This window comes from Afifella aestuarii (genome assembly GCF_004023665.1).
GTDB lineage: Bacteria > Pseudomonadota > Alphaproteobacteria > Rhizobiales > Afifellaceae > Afifella > Afifella aestuarii.
Map to the genome: position 1 here is coordinate 1,093,938 of NZ_SAUF01000002.1, position 15,270 is coordinate 1,109,207.

14 protein-coding genes are annotated in these 15,270 nt (G+C 64.0%); 11 read left to right on the forward strand and 3 right to left on the reverse strand.

Annotation, left to right across the window (positions count from 1 at the left end; genetic code table 11):
- The first annotated feature begins 75 nt into the window (after positions 1–75).
- From EO094_RS13580 to EO094_RS13590, 3 genes are all read left to right on the forward strand, one after another.
- Complete coding sequence (locus EO094_RS13580; RefSeq protein WP_128292963.1) at positions 76–1,104, forward strand: TRAP transporter substrate-binding protein; 1,029 nt, start codon at positions 76–78, stop codon at positions 1,102–1,104.
- A 275-nt stretch (positions 1,105–1,379) separates the two neighbouring features.
- Positions 1,380–1,778 carry a response regulator gene (locus EO094_RS13585; RefSeq protein ID WP_128292965.1) on the forward strand — a complete coding sequence of 133 codons (399 nt, stop codon included), beginning with the start codon at positions 1,380–1,382 and terminating at the stop codon, positions 1,776–1,778.
- A 197-nt stretch (positions 1,779–1,975) separates the two neighbouring features.
- A complete protein-coding gene (locus EO094_RS13590; protein ID WP_128292968.1) occupies positions 1,976–3,010 on the forward strand; it encodes an aldose epimerase family protein in 1,035 nt (344 codons plus the stop codon).
- Positions 3,011–3,017: 7 nt separating this feature from the next.
- Here EO094_RS13590 and EO094_RS13595 read toward each other — a convergent pair whose 3' ends face one another.
- Positions 3,018–4,280 carry an NAD(P)/FAD-dependent oxidoreductase gene (locus EO094_RS13595; RefSeq protein WP_246008509.1) on the reverse strand — a complete coding sequence of 421 codons (1,263 nt, stop codon included), beginning with the start codon at positions 4,278–4,280 and terminating at the stop codon, positions 3,018–3,020.
- A 127-nt stretch (positions 4,281–4,407) separates the two neighbouring features.
- On the opposite strand from EO094_RS13595, the gene EO094_RS13600 reads away from it, so the two are divergent.
- From EO094_RS13600 to EO094_RS13615, 4 genes are all read left to right on the forward strand, one after another.
- On the forward strand, positions 4,408–4,722 hold the full coding sequence (locus EO094_RS13600) for a polyhydroxyalkanoic acid system family protein (RefSeq protein WP_092809856.1): 315 nt from the start codon (positions 4,408–4,410) through the stop codon (positions 4,720–4,722).
- Positions 4,723–4,868: 146 nt separating this feature from the next.
- Positions 4,869–5,873, forward strand: a complete 1,005-nt coding sequence (locus tag EO094_RS13605) for a 2-hydroxyacid dehydrogenase (RefSeq protein WP_128292973.1) — start codon at positions 4,869–4,871, stop codon at positions 5,871–5,873.
- A 242-nt stretch (positions 5,874–6,115) separates the two neighbouring features.
- Positions 6,116–6,721 carry a DUF2087 domain-containing protein gene (locus EO094_RS13610; protein ID WP_128292975.1) on the forward strand — a complete coding sequence of 202 codons (606 nt, stop codon included), beginning with the start codon at positions 6,116–6,118 and terminating at the stop codon, positions 6,719–6,721.
- Positions 6,722–6,827: 106 nt separating this feature from the next.
- The gene (locus tag EO094_RS13615) at positions 6,828–7,499 is read left to right on the forward strand and encodes an SDR family oxidoreductase (RefSeq protein ID WP_128292977.1); all 672 of its coding nucleotides are present in this window, start codon (positions 6,828–6,830) and stop codon (positions 7,497–7,499) included.
- Positions 7,500–7,519: 20 nt separating this feature from the next.
- On the opposite strand, the gene EO094_RS13620 is transcribed toward EO094_RS13615, so the two are convergent.
- Both EO094_RS13620 and EO094_RS13625 read right to left on the reverse strand, forming a co-directional pair.
- Positions 7,520–8,665, reverse strand: a complete 1,146-nt coding sequence (locus EO094_RS13620) for an MFS transporter (protein WP_128292980.1) — start codon at positions 8,663–8,665, stop codon at positions 7,520–7,522.
- 122 nt (positions 8,666–8,787) lie between these two features.
- Entirely contained in the window at positions 8,788–9,108 is a 321-nt protein-coding gene (locus EO094_RS13625; protein ID WP_246008510.1) for an ArsR/SmtB family transcription factor, read from the reverse strand.
- 174 nt (positions 9,109–9,282) lie between these two features.
- Here EO094_RS13625 and EO094_RS13630 point away from each other — a divergent pair, with 174 nt between their 5' ends.
- The 4 genes from EO094_RS13630 (at position 9,283) to EO094_RS13645 (ending at position 15,185) form a co-directional block, all read left to right on the forward strand.
- Complete coding sequence (locus EO094_RS13630; protein ID WP_128292983.1) at positions 9,283–10,575, forward strand: NAD(P)/FAD-dependent oxidoreductase; 1,293 nt, start codon at positions 9,283–9,285, stop codon at positions 10,573–10,575.
- A 29-nt stretch (positions 10,576–10,604) separates the two neighbouring features.
- Complete coding sequence (locus EO094_RS13635; protein ID WP_128292985.1) at positions 10,605–10,808, forward strand: YgaP family membrane protein; 204 nt, start codon at positions 10,605–10,607, stop codon at positions 10,806–10,808.
- A 64-nt stretch (positions 10,809–10,872) separates the two neighbouring features.
- Positions 10,873–11,952, forward strand: a complete 1,080-nt coding sequence (locus EO094_RS13640; protein WP_128292987.1) for an efflux RND transporter periplasmic adaptor subunit — start codon at positions 10,873–10,875, stop codon at positions 11,950–11,952.
- Entirely contained in the window at positions 11,949–15,185 is a 3,237-nt protein-coding gene (locus EO094_RS13645; RefSeq protein WP_128292989.1) for an efflux RND transporter permease subunit, read from the forward strand. Before EO094_RS13640 ends, EO094_RS13645 begins: the two co-directional genes overlap by 4 nt.
- Positions 15,186–15,270 lie beyond the last annotated feature (85 nt).

Consider the following 15,270-nt stretch of genomic DNA (forward strand, 5'->3'; position numbering starts at 1 on the left):
CCATTCAGGGCGCGATGCGATCCTTTCGGCCCCGTCCGGCGTCGCCGGCAGGAAAGAAGAAAACGGGAGGACGACATGCTTCGCGCTGTGTGTTTGGGGCTTGCTGTGGCGCTCGGGTTTTCGGCATCCGCCGCGGCGCAGGAGGTCACCCTCAAGATCCACCAATTCCTGCCGGCGCAGGCGGCGATCCCGGCCGACTTCATCAAGCCGTGGGCGGACAAGGTGACGAAGGAGTCGGACGGCAGGATCGCCTTCGAGCTTTATCCGTCGATGCAGCTCGGCGGCAAACCTCCCGCCTTGATCGACCAGGCGCGCGACGGTGTCGTCGACATCATCTGGACGCTCTCGGGCTACACGCCCGGCCGCTTTCCGAAGACGGAAGCCTTCGAGCTCCCGTTCCTTCCTGTCGATGGTGAGACGACCTCCCGCGCCTTTTACGATTTCTATGAGAAGCACCTCCAGGACGAGTACAAGGACTTCAAGGTCATCACCGTGCACGTGCACAGCCCCGGCCTCCTGCATCTGAAGGGCAAGGGCGTCCACAAGCTGGAGGAGATGCAGGGGCTGAAACTGCGCGGGTCGACGCGCATGGTCACCGAGCTTTTGGAAACACTGGGTTCCGTTCCGGTGGGCATGCCGGTTCCGGTGGTGCCGGAGGCGCTTTCTCGTGGCGTCTTGGACGGCGCGGCGCTCCCCTGGGAGGTGACGGGACCCCTCAAGATCGCCGAGCTCGTCGACAGCCATACGACCTTTGCGGGTGACCGAGGGCTCTATACCGCGACCTGCGTCTTCCTCATGAACAAGGCGGCCTATGAGGCTCTGCCGGACGATCTGAAAAAGGTGATCGACGACAATTCCGGCCGCGAGGCGGCCGCCTGGGCCGGGCGCGTCATGGACGAAGCTGACATTCCGGGTCGCAAGGCGGCGGAAGAGGCCGGCAATGACATCGTCGTCCTCGACGAGGCCGAGACCGAGCGGTGGAAGACCAAGGCGAAGGAGGTGGAGACGTCCTGGATCGCGGACATGACGCAGAGAGGTTTTGACGGCAAGGCGCTCGTGGAAGATGCGAAAGCGCTCGTCGAAAAATACGCCAGCAAACAATGACGAGTGCTCGTTAAACGATTCTCGATCGAGCTCTGGGCAGCAACTTTTAGCAAATTCTGCTGCAGTGCAGCGTGTTCTGCCTTTGCATTTTCCAGCCTTTCAGAAGGCTTCACTTTGGTGTGATAATAAACTGCTAGCCGGTGAATGCGGCGTTTACTGCGTTTTCCTGTCGCCGCGAAAATATTGTCGCAGCGGTCTTTGTTCGGGTACCATGCGCCTCAAGCACCGGTTGTCTCGCAGGAGGACGGCCGGATAATCGATAAGGGAGGCCCAGGATGCTGGGCATGGAGGCAGGCACGCGCAAACTGCGCGTTCTCGTGCTTGACGATGAGGCGATGATCGCCGGCACGATGAAACTCTTGTTGGAAGATGCGGGCCACGAAGTCGTCGGTCCCGCCGCCTCGCTCGACGACGCCATGCGCCTCGCCGACACCGAAACGATCGATGTCGCCATTCTCGACGCGAATGTGGAGCACAGGCTGAGCACCTCGGTCGCCGCGCGGCTGAGCGCCCGCCGCATCCCCTATTGCATCTGCTCCGGTGACGAATTGGACGATGTGCGCAGCGATTTCGGCGAGGTCGATCATCTGTCCAAGCCGTTTGGCGAGAACGATCTTTTGACGATCGTCGAGCATCTGACGTCGACGACACGCCGGTCCGCCATGTCGGCCTGAGCGGACGGACGCCGCAGCCTCGTTTCTGCAGGCGGCAACCGGATGCAACCGATCCCCGCTAGGCGGCGCCGTCGTTCTCAGAGCCTTTAGGCCGTGATTGGGTGTGGCAAGGGATGCTTCCTCCCGGCACCTTGAACCGATGCTTTCGGACTGTCATAGCCGGCGTGGGAGAAACGCCAGCAGAAAGAAGACGCGCCATGGAAGCCGCCGGGACGAGACGGGTTTTCGGGACGACGCCAGAGGGGCAGACCATCGAGGCTGTGACGATCGCCGCGGGCGAATTGTCGGCCGACATCATCACCTATGGCGCGATCCTGCGCGATCTCAGATTGCTGCACATGCCGCATCCTTTGGTGCTCGGCTTCTGCGACCTCGACGGCTACCTCAACACGGACGCGTTTCTGGGCGCGACGGCCGGACGCGTCGGCAACCGCATCGCTGGCGGGCGTTTCACCCTCGACGGGCGCGAGATCGAGCTCGACGTCAATGATCCGCCTAATCACCTGCATGGCGGGAAGGCGAGTTTTGGACGTCGTCCCTGGCGCATCATGAGCCATGACGAGACGAGCGTCATTCTGGGGCTCGTCTCGCGCGCCGGGGAATCCGGCTATCCGGGGACGGTTGAAGTGACCTGCCGTTTTGAGCTTCTGCCGCCGGCGACGCTGCGCATCACCTATCTCGGTCGCACTGACGAGCCGACGCTTCTGAACCTTCTGCACCATTCCTATTTCAACCTCTCCGGCGCAGATGACATTCTGGATCATTCTCTGATGATCCCGGCTCAATCCTATCTGCCGGCGAACGAAAACGAGATCCCGACGGGCGAGGTGCGTGGTGTCGAGGGGACGCCGTACGATTTCAGAAAGCGGGCGAAGATCGCCGAGCGGCGCGGTTCGGAGAAGACGGTTTATGATGCCAATTTCTGCCTGGCCGAGCACCGCCACGAGGATCCGCGCCATGCCGCCAGCGTCTGGAACGACAATGGCGAACTGGAGATGCAGGTGTGGACGACAGAGCCGGGCATCCAGCTCTATGACGGATACAAGCTCGATCTGCCGGTGAAGGGCCTCGAAGGTCGTCCGTATGGCGCGCATGCCGGGCTTTGTCTTGAGCCGCAGCTTTGGCCGGACGCGCCGAACCACGAGGGCTTTCCGAGCGCCGTTTTGCGGCCGGGAGAGACCTATCGCCAGGTCACGGAATTCCACTTCCGCCACGACCCCGTCGCCGAGTGAGCGCGCCTCAGGGCCGGTCGGGCCGGTAAGGCGTGAGGTCGATATTGGGTGCGTGGCCGGCGATGAGGTCGGCGACGAGGCGTCCTGTCTTGGCGGAGCCAGTCAGGCCGAGATGGTGGTGGCCGAAGGCGGCATAGACGCCGCGCGCGGCCGGAAACTCGCCGATCAAGGGAATGGAATCGACCGGTGCCGGGCGGTGGCCCATCCACTGCCCGCTCTCGCGCCAGGGGAGATGCGGCAAAGCCGCCTTTCCGACCCGGCGGATGAAATCGAAAATCTTCTCGTTCGGCGGTGCCTCGAGCCCGCCGAATTCGACAACGCCCGCAAGCCGGATGCGCCCCGTCATCGGTGTCGCGACGAACTGGCCGGCGGTGATCATCACCGGGCCTTTGAGCGTCTCGTCTGGCGCTTCGATCTCGATGTGGTAGCCGCGCTCGCTCTCCATCGGCACGCGCATGCCGAGCGATCTCGCAAGCGGACCGGACCAGATACCGGCCGCGAGCACGCAAGCATCGCAGGCAAACATGTCGCCACCGGCGCGCACGCCCGTGACGCGATCGTTTTCGCGCACGATGTCTGTGACGTCCGCCGTGACGATGCGCCCGCCGGAGGCCACAAAATGGGCGGCGAGCGCCTCCACGTAACGGCCGGGATCGCGGATATAGCCGTGGTTCGGAAAGGTGACGCCGAAGGTGATGTCAGGCGCGAGCAGCGTTTCGCGGCCGTGGAGTTCGGCGTTGTCGAGCTCACGCCAGGTGAAACCATGCTTGCGGCGGAGCTCGAAGCCGAAGGCGGAGGCTTCGAAATCACTGCGGCTCTTATAGGCGTAGAGGTATTCGCACGGCACGACGAAATCCTCCGCGCCGGTTCCCTCGGCGAGCGCCTGATGCTGCTCCAGGCTGTCGGAAATGATCCCGGCCAGGGCTGCTGCAATCTCTTCGGTCTTCTGCTGCGTGCACATCCGAAGCGTGCGGAGGAAGAAGGGCATGGCCTTCGGCAGATGCGGCCAGCGCAGGAAGACGGGCTTGTCCGGGCTCAAAATCATGCCCGGCATTTTGAGGGGGAGGCCCGGCTCCGTGACGGGCACGACGGCCGACGAGGCGAGGAGACCCGCATTGCCGAAGGAGGCGCCGGCCGCGGGGCCTTCGCGGTCGATAAGGAGGACGTCGAGGCCGCGGCGTTGCAGCCAGATGGCGGCGGCGACGCCCACAACGCCCGCGCCGACGACGATGGCGGTCTTCTTCTCAGAGTGCATGCTTCCGTCCCGCATCCACGCATCCTCTTCCCGGCCCGTCCAAGAGGGCGGGCTGTGACGATTTCGGCGGTTGCTCGCTGGCCAAGTTGCCTTCCTGTCCACGAGCCACCACATCCAGGCGAAATTCCTTCGAGGAGAGAAGATGTCCACGCCCGTCACCGTCAATATTCCGCATAAGCTCGGCCGCGAAGAGGCCAAACGTCGCTTGGAAAAGGGCTTCGATCGCGTGCGCGACGATATGGGGATCGGCCGCGTCTTGCAGTTCGAGGAGCGCTGGGAGGGCGAGAGGCTCTATTTCGATGCGGCGACGATGGGTCAGAAGATTTCCGGCCGCGTCGATGTCTTCGAAGAGGTGGTGCGCATCGAGGTCGATCTGCCCTGGTTCCTGGCGGCGATCGCCGACAAGGTGCAGGGCCGGCTGAAGAAGACGGGCACGCTGCTTCTGGAAAAGAAATAGGGCGCTTGCAGCCGGTTGCTCGGTGGCCGCCGCAGATCTGCTCGGCTCCCCATTTGTGCAGACCAGCCATCGGTTGGAATTCCTCCCGATCCTTCCCAATTGCAGCCTGACACCGACAGGACGCACTCGCAGGAGGTGAAGGGCCCATGAAAGTCGCCGTCTTCAGCACGAAGAACTATGATCGCAGTTTCATCGAGAAAGCCGGCGAGGGCTCCGGCCACGAATTCCACTTCTTTGAACCGCATCTGACACGCGAGACGGCGCCGCTGGCACGCGGCGCCGATGCCGTCTGCATTTTCGTCAACGACAGCGCCGATGCGGAGACGCTGGCTGCGGTGAAGGAGGAGGGCGTTCGCTTCATCGCCCTGCGTTGTGCGGGTTTCAACAATGTCGACCTTGCCGCCGCCCACCGGCTCGGCATGTCGGTGGCGCGCGTGCCAGCCTATTCACCACATGCAGTCGCCGAATATACGATCGGGCTCATCCTGGCGCTCAACCGCAAGCTCTGCCGCGCCCATAACCGCGTGCGCGAGGGCAACTTCTCGCTCGAAGGCCTGCTCGGCTTTGACCTGAAGGGCAAGACGGCGGGTGTCGTCGGCACGGGTGCCATCGGCGCCGTGGTCGTGAAGATCCTCCGCGGCTTCGGCATGAACGTCCTCACCTATGATTTGCGCGAGAACCCCGACTGCCTCGCCGATGGTGCGCGTTATGTCTCGCTCGACGAACTCTTTGCCGAAAGCGACGTCATCACGCTGCACTGTCCATTGACGCCCGGCACGCGCCATCTCGTCGACGCAGATCGCATCGCGTCCTTGAAGCCGGGCTGCATGCTGATCAACACGAGCCGCGGTGCCCTCGTCGATGCGCCGGCCCTGATCGAGGGTCTCAAAAGCGGGCAGATCGGCTCGCTCGGCCTCGATGTCTATGAAGAAGAGGCGGATCTGTTTTTCGAGGATCTCTCAAACTACATGTTGCAGGACGATGTCTTCGCCAGGCTTCTCACCTTCCCGAATGTCCTCATCACCGGCCACCAGGCGTTCTTCACCGAAGAGGCGTTGAGCGCCATCGCCGAGACGACGATTGCCAACCTGACGGGTTTCGAGAAGCAAGGCCGGCCCGAATACGAGGTGTCCGTCGAAGCGATCGGGTGAGGGCCGGTGACAACCCGAGATGCCAATCCAGGGGCAGCGCCTCTTGCAAAGCGCGGGGCCTCTTGCAAAGCGCGGGTGCCTGGAGCATAGAGCGGGGAGGGTCCGCAGTTCACCCAGGCGTCACCGTCCCGCGAGGGAAGCTAAACCTGCCGGATAATAAAGCTCGACACCAAGCCTCGTGCCGCGTCGCAAGCCGGTGACCCTCGACCTCCATTCTGGAACGGCACGCTTGAGGGTTGGTCATGTCCAGGACTCCCATTCCGCTCGCCACACGCGATATGTCGACTTTTGCGAAGTCGCTCCGCCGACAGCTTGCCGATCATGAGGCTCCACCGAGCCATCTCGAGTTGCTCAATATGCTTGCCCGCTCGGCCGGGCACCGCAACTTTCAACAGTTGCGGGCGAACATGCTCGGCCAGGAAGTGCCGGCCGAGCAGGCTGCGCCCGGCGATCCGCTAGCAGATCATCTTCAAGGGGATCGAGCGGCCGACAATCCGCCCGCCGACGAGCCGCGGTTGAAGCGGGTTTTTCGCCTGTTCGACCAGAATGCCGTGCTCGTGCGCTGGCCGAAACGCAAAAGCGACCGCGAGCTCTGCTTGTGGCTCATCTGGTCGCTCCTTCCGGCCGGCGAAACCTTCTCGGAAGTGGAGGTGAACGCGTTTCTGGTGGTGCGACACAGTTTTGGTGACCCTGTGCTCTTGCGCCGGGCGCTTGTCGATCTCGGCCTTGTCTGGCGCACGCGCAGCGGCAGCGAATATCGCCGGGTGGAGCTTGAGCCTCCCTCGGAGGCGCTCGCCTTGATCCGGCGGCTCGGCGTGCGGCCCGAACCGGCGAGATCGGCCCGGTAAAGCTGAGGGGCCGGCTATCGCCCCGGGCGATTGCCGCCTTAGGTTGGGGTGAAGCGCTCCTTGGAGCGCGCCCCCTTCCTGACGTCAAATACTCCGGGAGCAATTCATGAAAACCTTTCTCATCACCGGCGCCTCGACCGGCATCGGCGCGGCGACGGCGCGCGCGGCCGTTGAGGCCGGCTACAACGTGGCGCTTGCCGCACGCTCCAAAGACAAGCTCGAAGGCCTTGTCGCCGAGCTCGGCAAGGAGCGGGCGATCGCGATTTCCTGCGACGTGACGAGCCTGGAAGACCAGCAGGCGATGGTCGCCAAGACGCTTGAGGCTTTTGGGCGCATCGACGTCGTCTTCGCCAATGCCGGCGTCGGCTCCAAGGGCTCCGGGACGGAGGGCGGCGACCCGGACAATTTCCGCGAGATGATTTTGACCAACGTTCTGGGCGTCGTGCTCACCGCCAAGGTGACGCTGGCGGAGATCAAGAAGAACCGCGGCCACATCCTCATCACGAGCTCACGCGCCGGGCGCATGACCATGCGCGGATCGGTTTACGGCGCCACCAAATGGGCGGTGACCGGCTACGGCCAGAATCTGCGCGAGGAGCTGGAAGGCACCGGCGCGCGCGTGACCCTGATCGAGCCCGGCATGGTCGACACGCCGTTCTTCGACGAGCGGAAGCCTGATGCCTTGAAGGCGGAGGATGTCGTGGGGGCGGTGATGTATGCGGTCTCGCAGCCCGAACACGTCAATGTCGGCGAGATCCTTGTGACCCCCGTGCGATAGGGCCGCTCCAAGCGCTTTATTTAAACCGGTTGCGTGGCCCGTCGCGAGCAGGCGGCCACCACCGTGACCATTGCGGCCAGCATTCCGAAGGCGACGGAGAGCCCGAATGCCTTGCCGATGAAGCCGACGAGGGCGGGGCCGAGAAGCACGCCCGCATAGCCGAACATCGACATGGCGGCGATGGCGAGCCCCGCCGGCATCACCTTCTGGCGGCCGGCCTGGGTGAAGAGAAGCGGCACGATATTGGCGGCGCCGAGGCCGACGAAGAGAAAGCCGATCAGGGACAAGGGCGCCGGCATCAGGACAATCTTGAGAAGGCCGAGGGCGGCGAGCAGGCCGCCCGCAAGCAGCATGACGCGCGCCCCGAAGCGGCGGGTGAAGCGATCGCCGGAGAAGCGGCCGATGGTCATCGCTCCGGCGAAGAGGGCATAGCCGATCCCCGCCTGCGAGGGCGCGACATCCTTGTTTTCGGTGAGGAAGACGGCGCCCCAATCGAGCATCGCGCCTTCCGTCAGAAACATGACGAAGGCGAGGACGCCGATCAAAAGCACGATGCCGCGCGGGCGCACGAACAAGGGCGTCTGCTCGCCGGCGCGCGTGCGCAGAAGCCGCGGCGAAGCGAGGATGGTGGCTAGCGCGAGCACGACAGCCGCGACGAGCGCCGCAACGGAGGGGGCAAGGCCGATCGACAGGGCGCCGGTCATGCCGGCTGCACCGATCAGGCCGCCGGCGCTGTAGAGCCCGTGGAAGTTCGACATGAGCGGGATGCCCGCCGCCTCCTGCACTTCGACGGCATGGACATTGGCGCCGACATCGATCGCCCCGATCGAGGCGCCGAAGGCGAAGAGTACGATGGCGATCGCCGCGCTCGTCGGTGCGATGGCGAGAAGGGGCAGGGTGACGGCAAGCCCGAGCGAGCCGCCGAGAATGATGGTGCGCGCGCCGATCCGTCCCGACAGGGCGCCGGCCGCCGGCATCATCATCACGGAGCCGACGCCGAGACACAGAAGCAGGAGGCCGAGGCCGGCCTCGTCGACCCCGAGGCGCGTCTTCACATAGGGCACGAGCGGGGCCCAGCAGGCGGTGCCGAAACCGGCATTGAAGAAGGCGAGGCGGGTCGCAAGGCGGGTGCCGGGCGTGTCGCCGGAGGGGATTGCCATGGTCATCGGGAATGCTGCCGCAGGGAGTGGCGGGGAGGACCGTGGCCGTCCTAACTTTCCCCCGCCGGGCGGTCAATCGGACCTTCGAAGCTCACATCCCCAACACAAATCGGTGAAGCCGGGAGACCCTAATCCTCGGCGACGACCGGCGGTGCGCAATAGGCGCCGTGCAAGGTCTCGATGACGAGCAGAACTTCCGGGCGCGCGATACGGTAATAGACGGTCGTGCCCTCCCGCCTGGAGAGCACCAGGCCATCCGCCCTCAGCCGCATAAGATGTTGTGACATAGGCACTTGGTCGACACCGCCGAGCTCCTTGCGGAGCTGGCTGACGGACTTTTCGTCCCGCCCCAGCGCACACAGAACGAGCAGCCTTTGCGGATGCGAAAGGCTGCGCATGAGGTCGGCCGCACGCTCCGACGCCGGGATCATCTCGCTTACATTCATCATCTTGAAATTAGAATGTTTGAATGTTAAACGCAAGACAGATGGGGCGGATGACACCGAAAAATCGGGAGCCGTCTCACCTCGCGACGGGCCGCGATGCGGTCTGCGGCGATCGGCGGGCATCGCCGGCCGCCTGCGAGGCAGCACAGGCCGCAAGGCCGGAGAGGGAGGGTTTCAATGGCGAAGATTGTGGTGATGGGGGCCGGGCTCGGCGGCACAGTGATGGCCTATGAGATGAAGGCAAAGCTCGGCCGGGACGACGAACTGACCGTCGTGCATCTTGGCGGCACCTATTCCTTCGTGCCGTCCAATCCGTGGGTGGCCGTGGGCTGGCGCCAGCCGTCGGAAATCACGGTGGAGGTGGGTCCGGTCCTGGCGCGCAAGGGCATCGGCTTCCGCCCGGAAGGCGCGCGCCGCGTCCATCCCGACGAGAACCGCCTGGAGCTCAATGACGGGACGTTTCTCGACTACGATTATCTGATCATCGCGACCGGGCCCGACCTCGCCTTCGACGAGATCGAGGGGATGGGGCCGGAAGCGGGCACCCAGTCGATCTGCCAGATCGAACATGCCGTGCAGGCGAAGGCGGCCTTCGACGAACTGGTGAAGAAGCCGGGGCCGGTCGTCGTCGGCGCCGTCCAGGGCGCCTCCTGTTTCGGCCCGGCCTACGAATTCGCCTTCGTGCTCGATACGGCGCTCAGGCGCGCCAGGAAGCGCGACCAGGTGCCGATGACCTTCGTCACGCCCGAGCCCTATATCGGCCATCTCGGCCTCGACGGCGTCGGCGACACCAAGGGGCTCCTGGAGAGCGCGCTGCGCGAGCACCACATCAAGTGGATCACCAATGCGCGCACGGTGAAGGCGGAAGGCGGCACGATGTTCGTGGAGGAGCTCCACGACGACGGCACGCTGAAGGCCGAGCACGAGCTGCCGTTCAATTTTTCGATGATGCTGCCCGCCTTCCGCGGCGTGCCGGCCGTCAATGGCATCGAAGGGCTGACCAATCCGCGCGGTTTCGTCACCATCGATCGCCACCAGCGCAACGAGGCCTATCCGAATGTCTTTGCGATCGGTGTGTGCGTGGCGATCCCGCCGGTCAGCAAGACGGCGTTGCCGGTGGGCGTCCCCAAGACCGGCTTCATGATCGAATCCATGGTGACGGCGACGGCGGAGAACATTTCCGCCCTCCTGAAAGGCCAGGAGCCGCATGCCGTCGCCTCCTGGAATGCCGTCTGTCTCGCCGATTTCGGCGATGACGGCATCGCCTTCATCGCTCAACCCCAGATCCCGCCGCGCAACGTCAATTGGTCTTCGCAGGGGCGGTGGGTGCATGCCGCGAAGATCGGCTTCGAGCGCTACTTCCTGCGCAAGATCCGCCAGGGGCAGAGCGCGAGTTTCCTCGAAAACGTCGTGCTCGATGCTCTCGGCATCAAGAAGCTCAAGGAAATCCACATGGAGGCCGCTGAATAGATCGGCGGCCCAACGAAGGAGAAAGTGAAATGACAGTCGACCGTGCCGTTCTTGCCTTTGCTGGCTGCGTGATCCTTTTGTCGCTGCTTCTGGGTTATGCGACTTCGCCGTACTGGTACCTTCTGACGGCGTTCGTGGGTCTCAACCTGCTGCAGGCATCCTTTACGGGCTTCTGCCCGGCGGCCTTCATCTTCAAGAAGATGGGCATGCAGCCGGGCGTCGCTTTCTCATAAGCCTCCATTCAGTCGAGCCGCCGGCTCAAGCCGGCGGCTTTAACCCTCCCTCTTTGAGACCGTCATGCTGAAAGTTGCCCGGCAGAGTTCTGCCGCTGCGAAAGTCTTTGCCGCGATCGTCCTCGCTCTGGTCGCCATGCCTCTCGCGGCCTTGCCCGCGGCCTCTTCCGAGATGACCGTGACGCCCCGGGTCGTGCCGGAGACCAAGGCCGTGTTCGGCCAGGTCAAAAGCCGCGATGTCGTCGCGGCGCGCGCACGCATCGGCGGAACGATCGAGAAGATCTCCGTCGATGAGGGAAGCGAGGTCGACAAGGGTGAGGTGATTGCCGTCATCATCGACGACAAGATCCCGATCCAGAAACGGGCGGCCGACGCGAAGATCGAAGTCCTGCGCTCGCAGCTCGCCAACGCCAATACGGATCTGGAGCGCGCCCAACAGCTGCGCACCACCGGCGCCGTTTCGCAATCGCGTCTCGATGAGGCTTCGACCCAGGTCCAGGTCTATACCAATCAGCTTGCGGCCGCCGAAGCCGAACGCGCCGTGATCGAACAGAATGCCCGCGAGGGCGAAGTGCTGGCTCCCGCCTCGGGGCGCGTGCTCGACGTGCCGGTGACGCCGGGCTCCGTCGTCATGGCCGGCGATCAGATCGCCACCGTCGCCGGCGGCGGTTATTTTTTGAGATTGTCGCTGCCGGAACGCCATGCGGCGGAGATCGTCGAGGGCGACATGGTGAAGGTCGGCGACCGGGTGTTGAGCGCCGACGGCATTGCGCGTGAGGTCGAGCCGCGCACTGGCCGCCTCGTCAAGGTCTATCCGGAGATCGAGGACGGCAAGGTGAAGGCCGATGTGGAGGTCGAAGGCCTCGGCGACTATTTCGTCGGCGAGCGCACGCTCGTCTGGATTCCGGTGGCGACGCGGGAGGTTCTCGCCGTGCCGCGCCAGGCGGTGACGACCCGCCACGGGATCGATTACGTCACGCTTCAGACGCAAGAGGGGCCCGTCGAAGTCGCCGTGGTTCTCGGCCGGACTTTCGGGCCGCAGGCGAAAGATGAGACCGCCGATACGAGTGCCTCAGACACGAACGCCGAAACGGTCGAAATCCTGAGCGGCCTCGATGCGGGCGACCGGGTGATCCTGCCATGAAGCTCGGCCTTGCCGGCGGCCTGACGAAATCCTTCATTTCATCGCCGCTCACACCGCTTCTGCTGCTCGCGTCCTTCGCGCTCGGCCTTGTGGCCCTCGTCACCCTGCCGCGCGAAGAAGAACCGCAGATTTCTGTGCCGATGGTCGACATCCATGTGCGGGCCGATGGGCTGAAGGCGGAAGATGCCGTCAAGCTCGTGACGGAACCGTTGGAGACGATCGTCAAAAGCATCGACGGTGTCGAACACGTCTATTCGCAGACCGGCGACGACGCTGCCATGGTGACGGCGCGTTTTGAAGTCGGCACGTCTTCGGATGCGGCCATCCTGCGCGTTCACGAAAAAATCCGGGCCAATATGGATGAGATCCCGACCGGGATCCCCGAGCCTCTGATCGTCGGCCGCGGCATCGACGATGTGGCGATCGTCGTCGTCACGCTGTCGCCCGAGCCGGATGCGGCCGGACGCTGGTCTGAAAACGATCTGACGCGGATCGCGCGCGAATTGCAGGTGGAGATCGCCAAGCTCCCCGATATCGGCCTCACCTATATCGTCGGCGAGCAGCCGGAAGAGATCCGCATCGAACCGGACCCGGAAAAGCTGTCGCTCTACGGCATTACGCTGGAACAGCTTGCCGGCAAGCTCAAGGGCGCCAACCGTTCGTTCGAAGCCGGAACCGTGCGTGCAGATGGCGGACAGCGGGTTCTCGTCGGGGGCCAGACGCTGCAGACATTGCCGGAGATCGGCAATCTGCTTTTGACGGCGCGCGACGGGCGCCCCGTCTATGTGCGCGATGTCGCCGACATCACGCTCGCGACCGATCCGAACGAGACGCGTGTCGCCAATATCGCCAAGACCGATGCCGGCCTGACCCGGGTGCCGGCCGTGTCGCTCGCAATCGCCAAGCGCCACGGCACCAATGCCGTCGTCATCGCCGATGAGATCGTCCATCGCCTGCATCAGGTGAAGGGCGAGATCTTTCCCGAAGACATCGCCATGACCATCACCCGCAATTACGGGGAGACGGCGAACGAGAAGGCGAACGAGCTTCTCTTCCATCTGGGCCTGGCGACGATTTCGATCGTCGTTCTGGTGGCGATCGCGATCGGCTGGCGCGAGGCGATGGTCGTTGCCGTCGTCATTCCGACAACAATCCTTCTGACGCTCTTCGCCTCTCGCCTGATGGGTTACACGCTCAACCGCGTCAGTCTCTTTGCGCTGATTTTCTCCATCGGCATCCTGGTCGACGACGCGATCGTCGTCATCGAGAACATCGCCCGCCACTGGGCGATGCGCGACGGCCGGTCGAAACGTCAGGCCGCGATCGAAGCGGTGGCGGAGGTCGGAAATCCGACGATCGTGGCGACCTTGACGGTGGTGGCAGCCCTTCTGCCGATGCTCTTCGTGTCGGGCATGATGGGCCCCTATATGAGCCCGATCCCGGCGAATGCGTCGGGTGCCATGCTCTTCTCGTTCTTCGTTGCGGTGACGCTGACGCCGTGGCTGATGATGAAGCTCGGGCGCCGCGACGAGGGGGCGGCGAGCGCTCATGCCGGCCACCAGATCGGTCTTCTCGGCCGCTTCTATATCGCCGTGGCGCGGCCCATCCTGGTGACGCGCGCGGGCGCCTGGGTCTTCCTGATCGTCGTCGGCATCGCCACGCTCGCCTCGCTGTCGCTCTTCTATACGAAGCATGTGACGGTGAAGCTCCTGCCGTTCGACAACAAGACCGAGCTTCAGGTCGTCGTCGATCTGCCGGAAGGGTCCTCCGTCGAGGCGACCGATCGGGCGCTGCAGAAGATCGTCGCGAGGCTTGCCGATATTCCGGAGGTGGTCTCCTTCCAGACCTATGCGGGAACGGCGGCCCCCTTCAATTTCAACGGACTGGTGCGCCACTATTATATCCGCGCCAATTCCGAGCAGGGCGACGTGGAGGTCAATCTCCTCGGCAAGGACGAGCGCGACCGCTCGAGCCACGACATTGCGCTTGCCATGCGCGAGGCCCTTGTCGGTCTCGATCTGCCGCAAGGCACCGCACTCAAAGTGGTCGAACCCCCGCCGGGTCCTCCGGTCCTCTCCACGCTTCTGGCTGAGATCTACGGGCCGGACGGCGAGACCCGTCGTGCGGTGGCGCGAAAAGTCCGTCAGATTTTCGAGGACGTGCCCTTCATCGTTGATGTCGACGACAGTTTCGGCAATCCGGCCGAGCGCAGCCGCATCGCCATCGATCAGGACAATCTGGAATATTACCGGGTGGAGCAGGGCGACGTGTACGACACTATCAGCGCGCTCTATTCGGGTTCCACGCTCGGCTATTCGCATCGCGGCGGCGGCCGGCATCCGATCCCGATCGTCATGCGCCTGTCGAAGGGGGACAAGGTGCTCGACGAGCGTGCCCTGTCGACGCCGGTAGCTGCCGATGCGCTGCCCGGCAACCGCTCGATCGTGGAACTCGGCGATGTGGTCAACGTCACCGAGGAGCAGGCCTCTTATCCGATCTTTCGCCACAACGGCCGCGCGACGGTGATGGTGCAGGCGGAGCTCGCCGGCGAATATGAAGCGCCGATCTACGGCATGCTCGCCGTCGACAAGAAAATCGACGAGACCGATTGGGGCGACCTGCCGAAGCCGACGGTCAAATTGCATGGCCAGCCGCAGGACGAAGGCCATCCGACACTTCTATGGGACGGCGAATGGGAGGTGACCTGGGTGACCTTCCGTGACATGGGCGCGGCCTTCGGCGTCGCCATTCTGGGCATCTACATTCTGGTCGTGGCGCAGTTCGGGTCCTTCAAGCTGCCGCTCGTCATCCTGACGCCGATCCCTTTGACCTTCATCGGCATCATGCTCGGCCACTGGCTCTTTCATGCGCCGTTCACGGCGACCTCGATGATTGGCTTCATCGCGCTCGCCGGCATCATCGTCAGAAACTCGATTCTGCTCGCGGACTTCATCCGCCATGCCCAGACGGCAGATCCCGACAGGCCGCTCCTCGACGTGCTTCTGGAGGCGGGCGCGATCCGTTTCAAGCCGATCCTTCTGACGGCGCTCGCCGCCATGATCGGGGCTGCCGTGATCCTCGCCGATCCGATCTTCCAGGGGCTGGCGATCTCGCTTCTGTTCGGTCTCGCCTCCTCGACGGCGCTCACCGTCCTCGTCATTCCGGCGATCTATGTGGCACTCAAAGGCCACAAGCGTCGGCCGAGACGGGAGATTGCTTCACAGGACGCTTGAAGGATCTGAATCGGCGTGTGAAGCCCATGAATCGAATCCTGAGCCGCGTCTTTTAAGTCTCGGCAGGGATTCGGCTTTGGGCGCG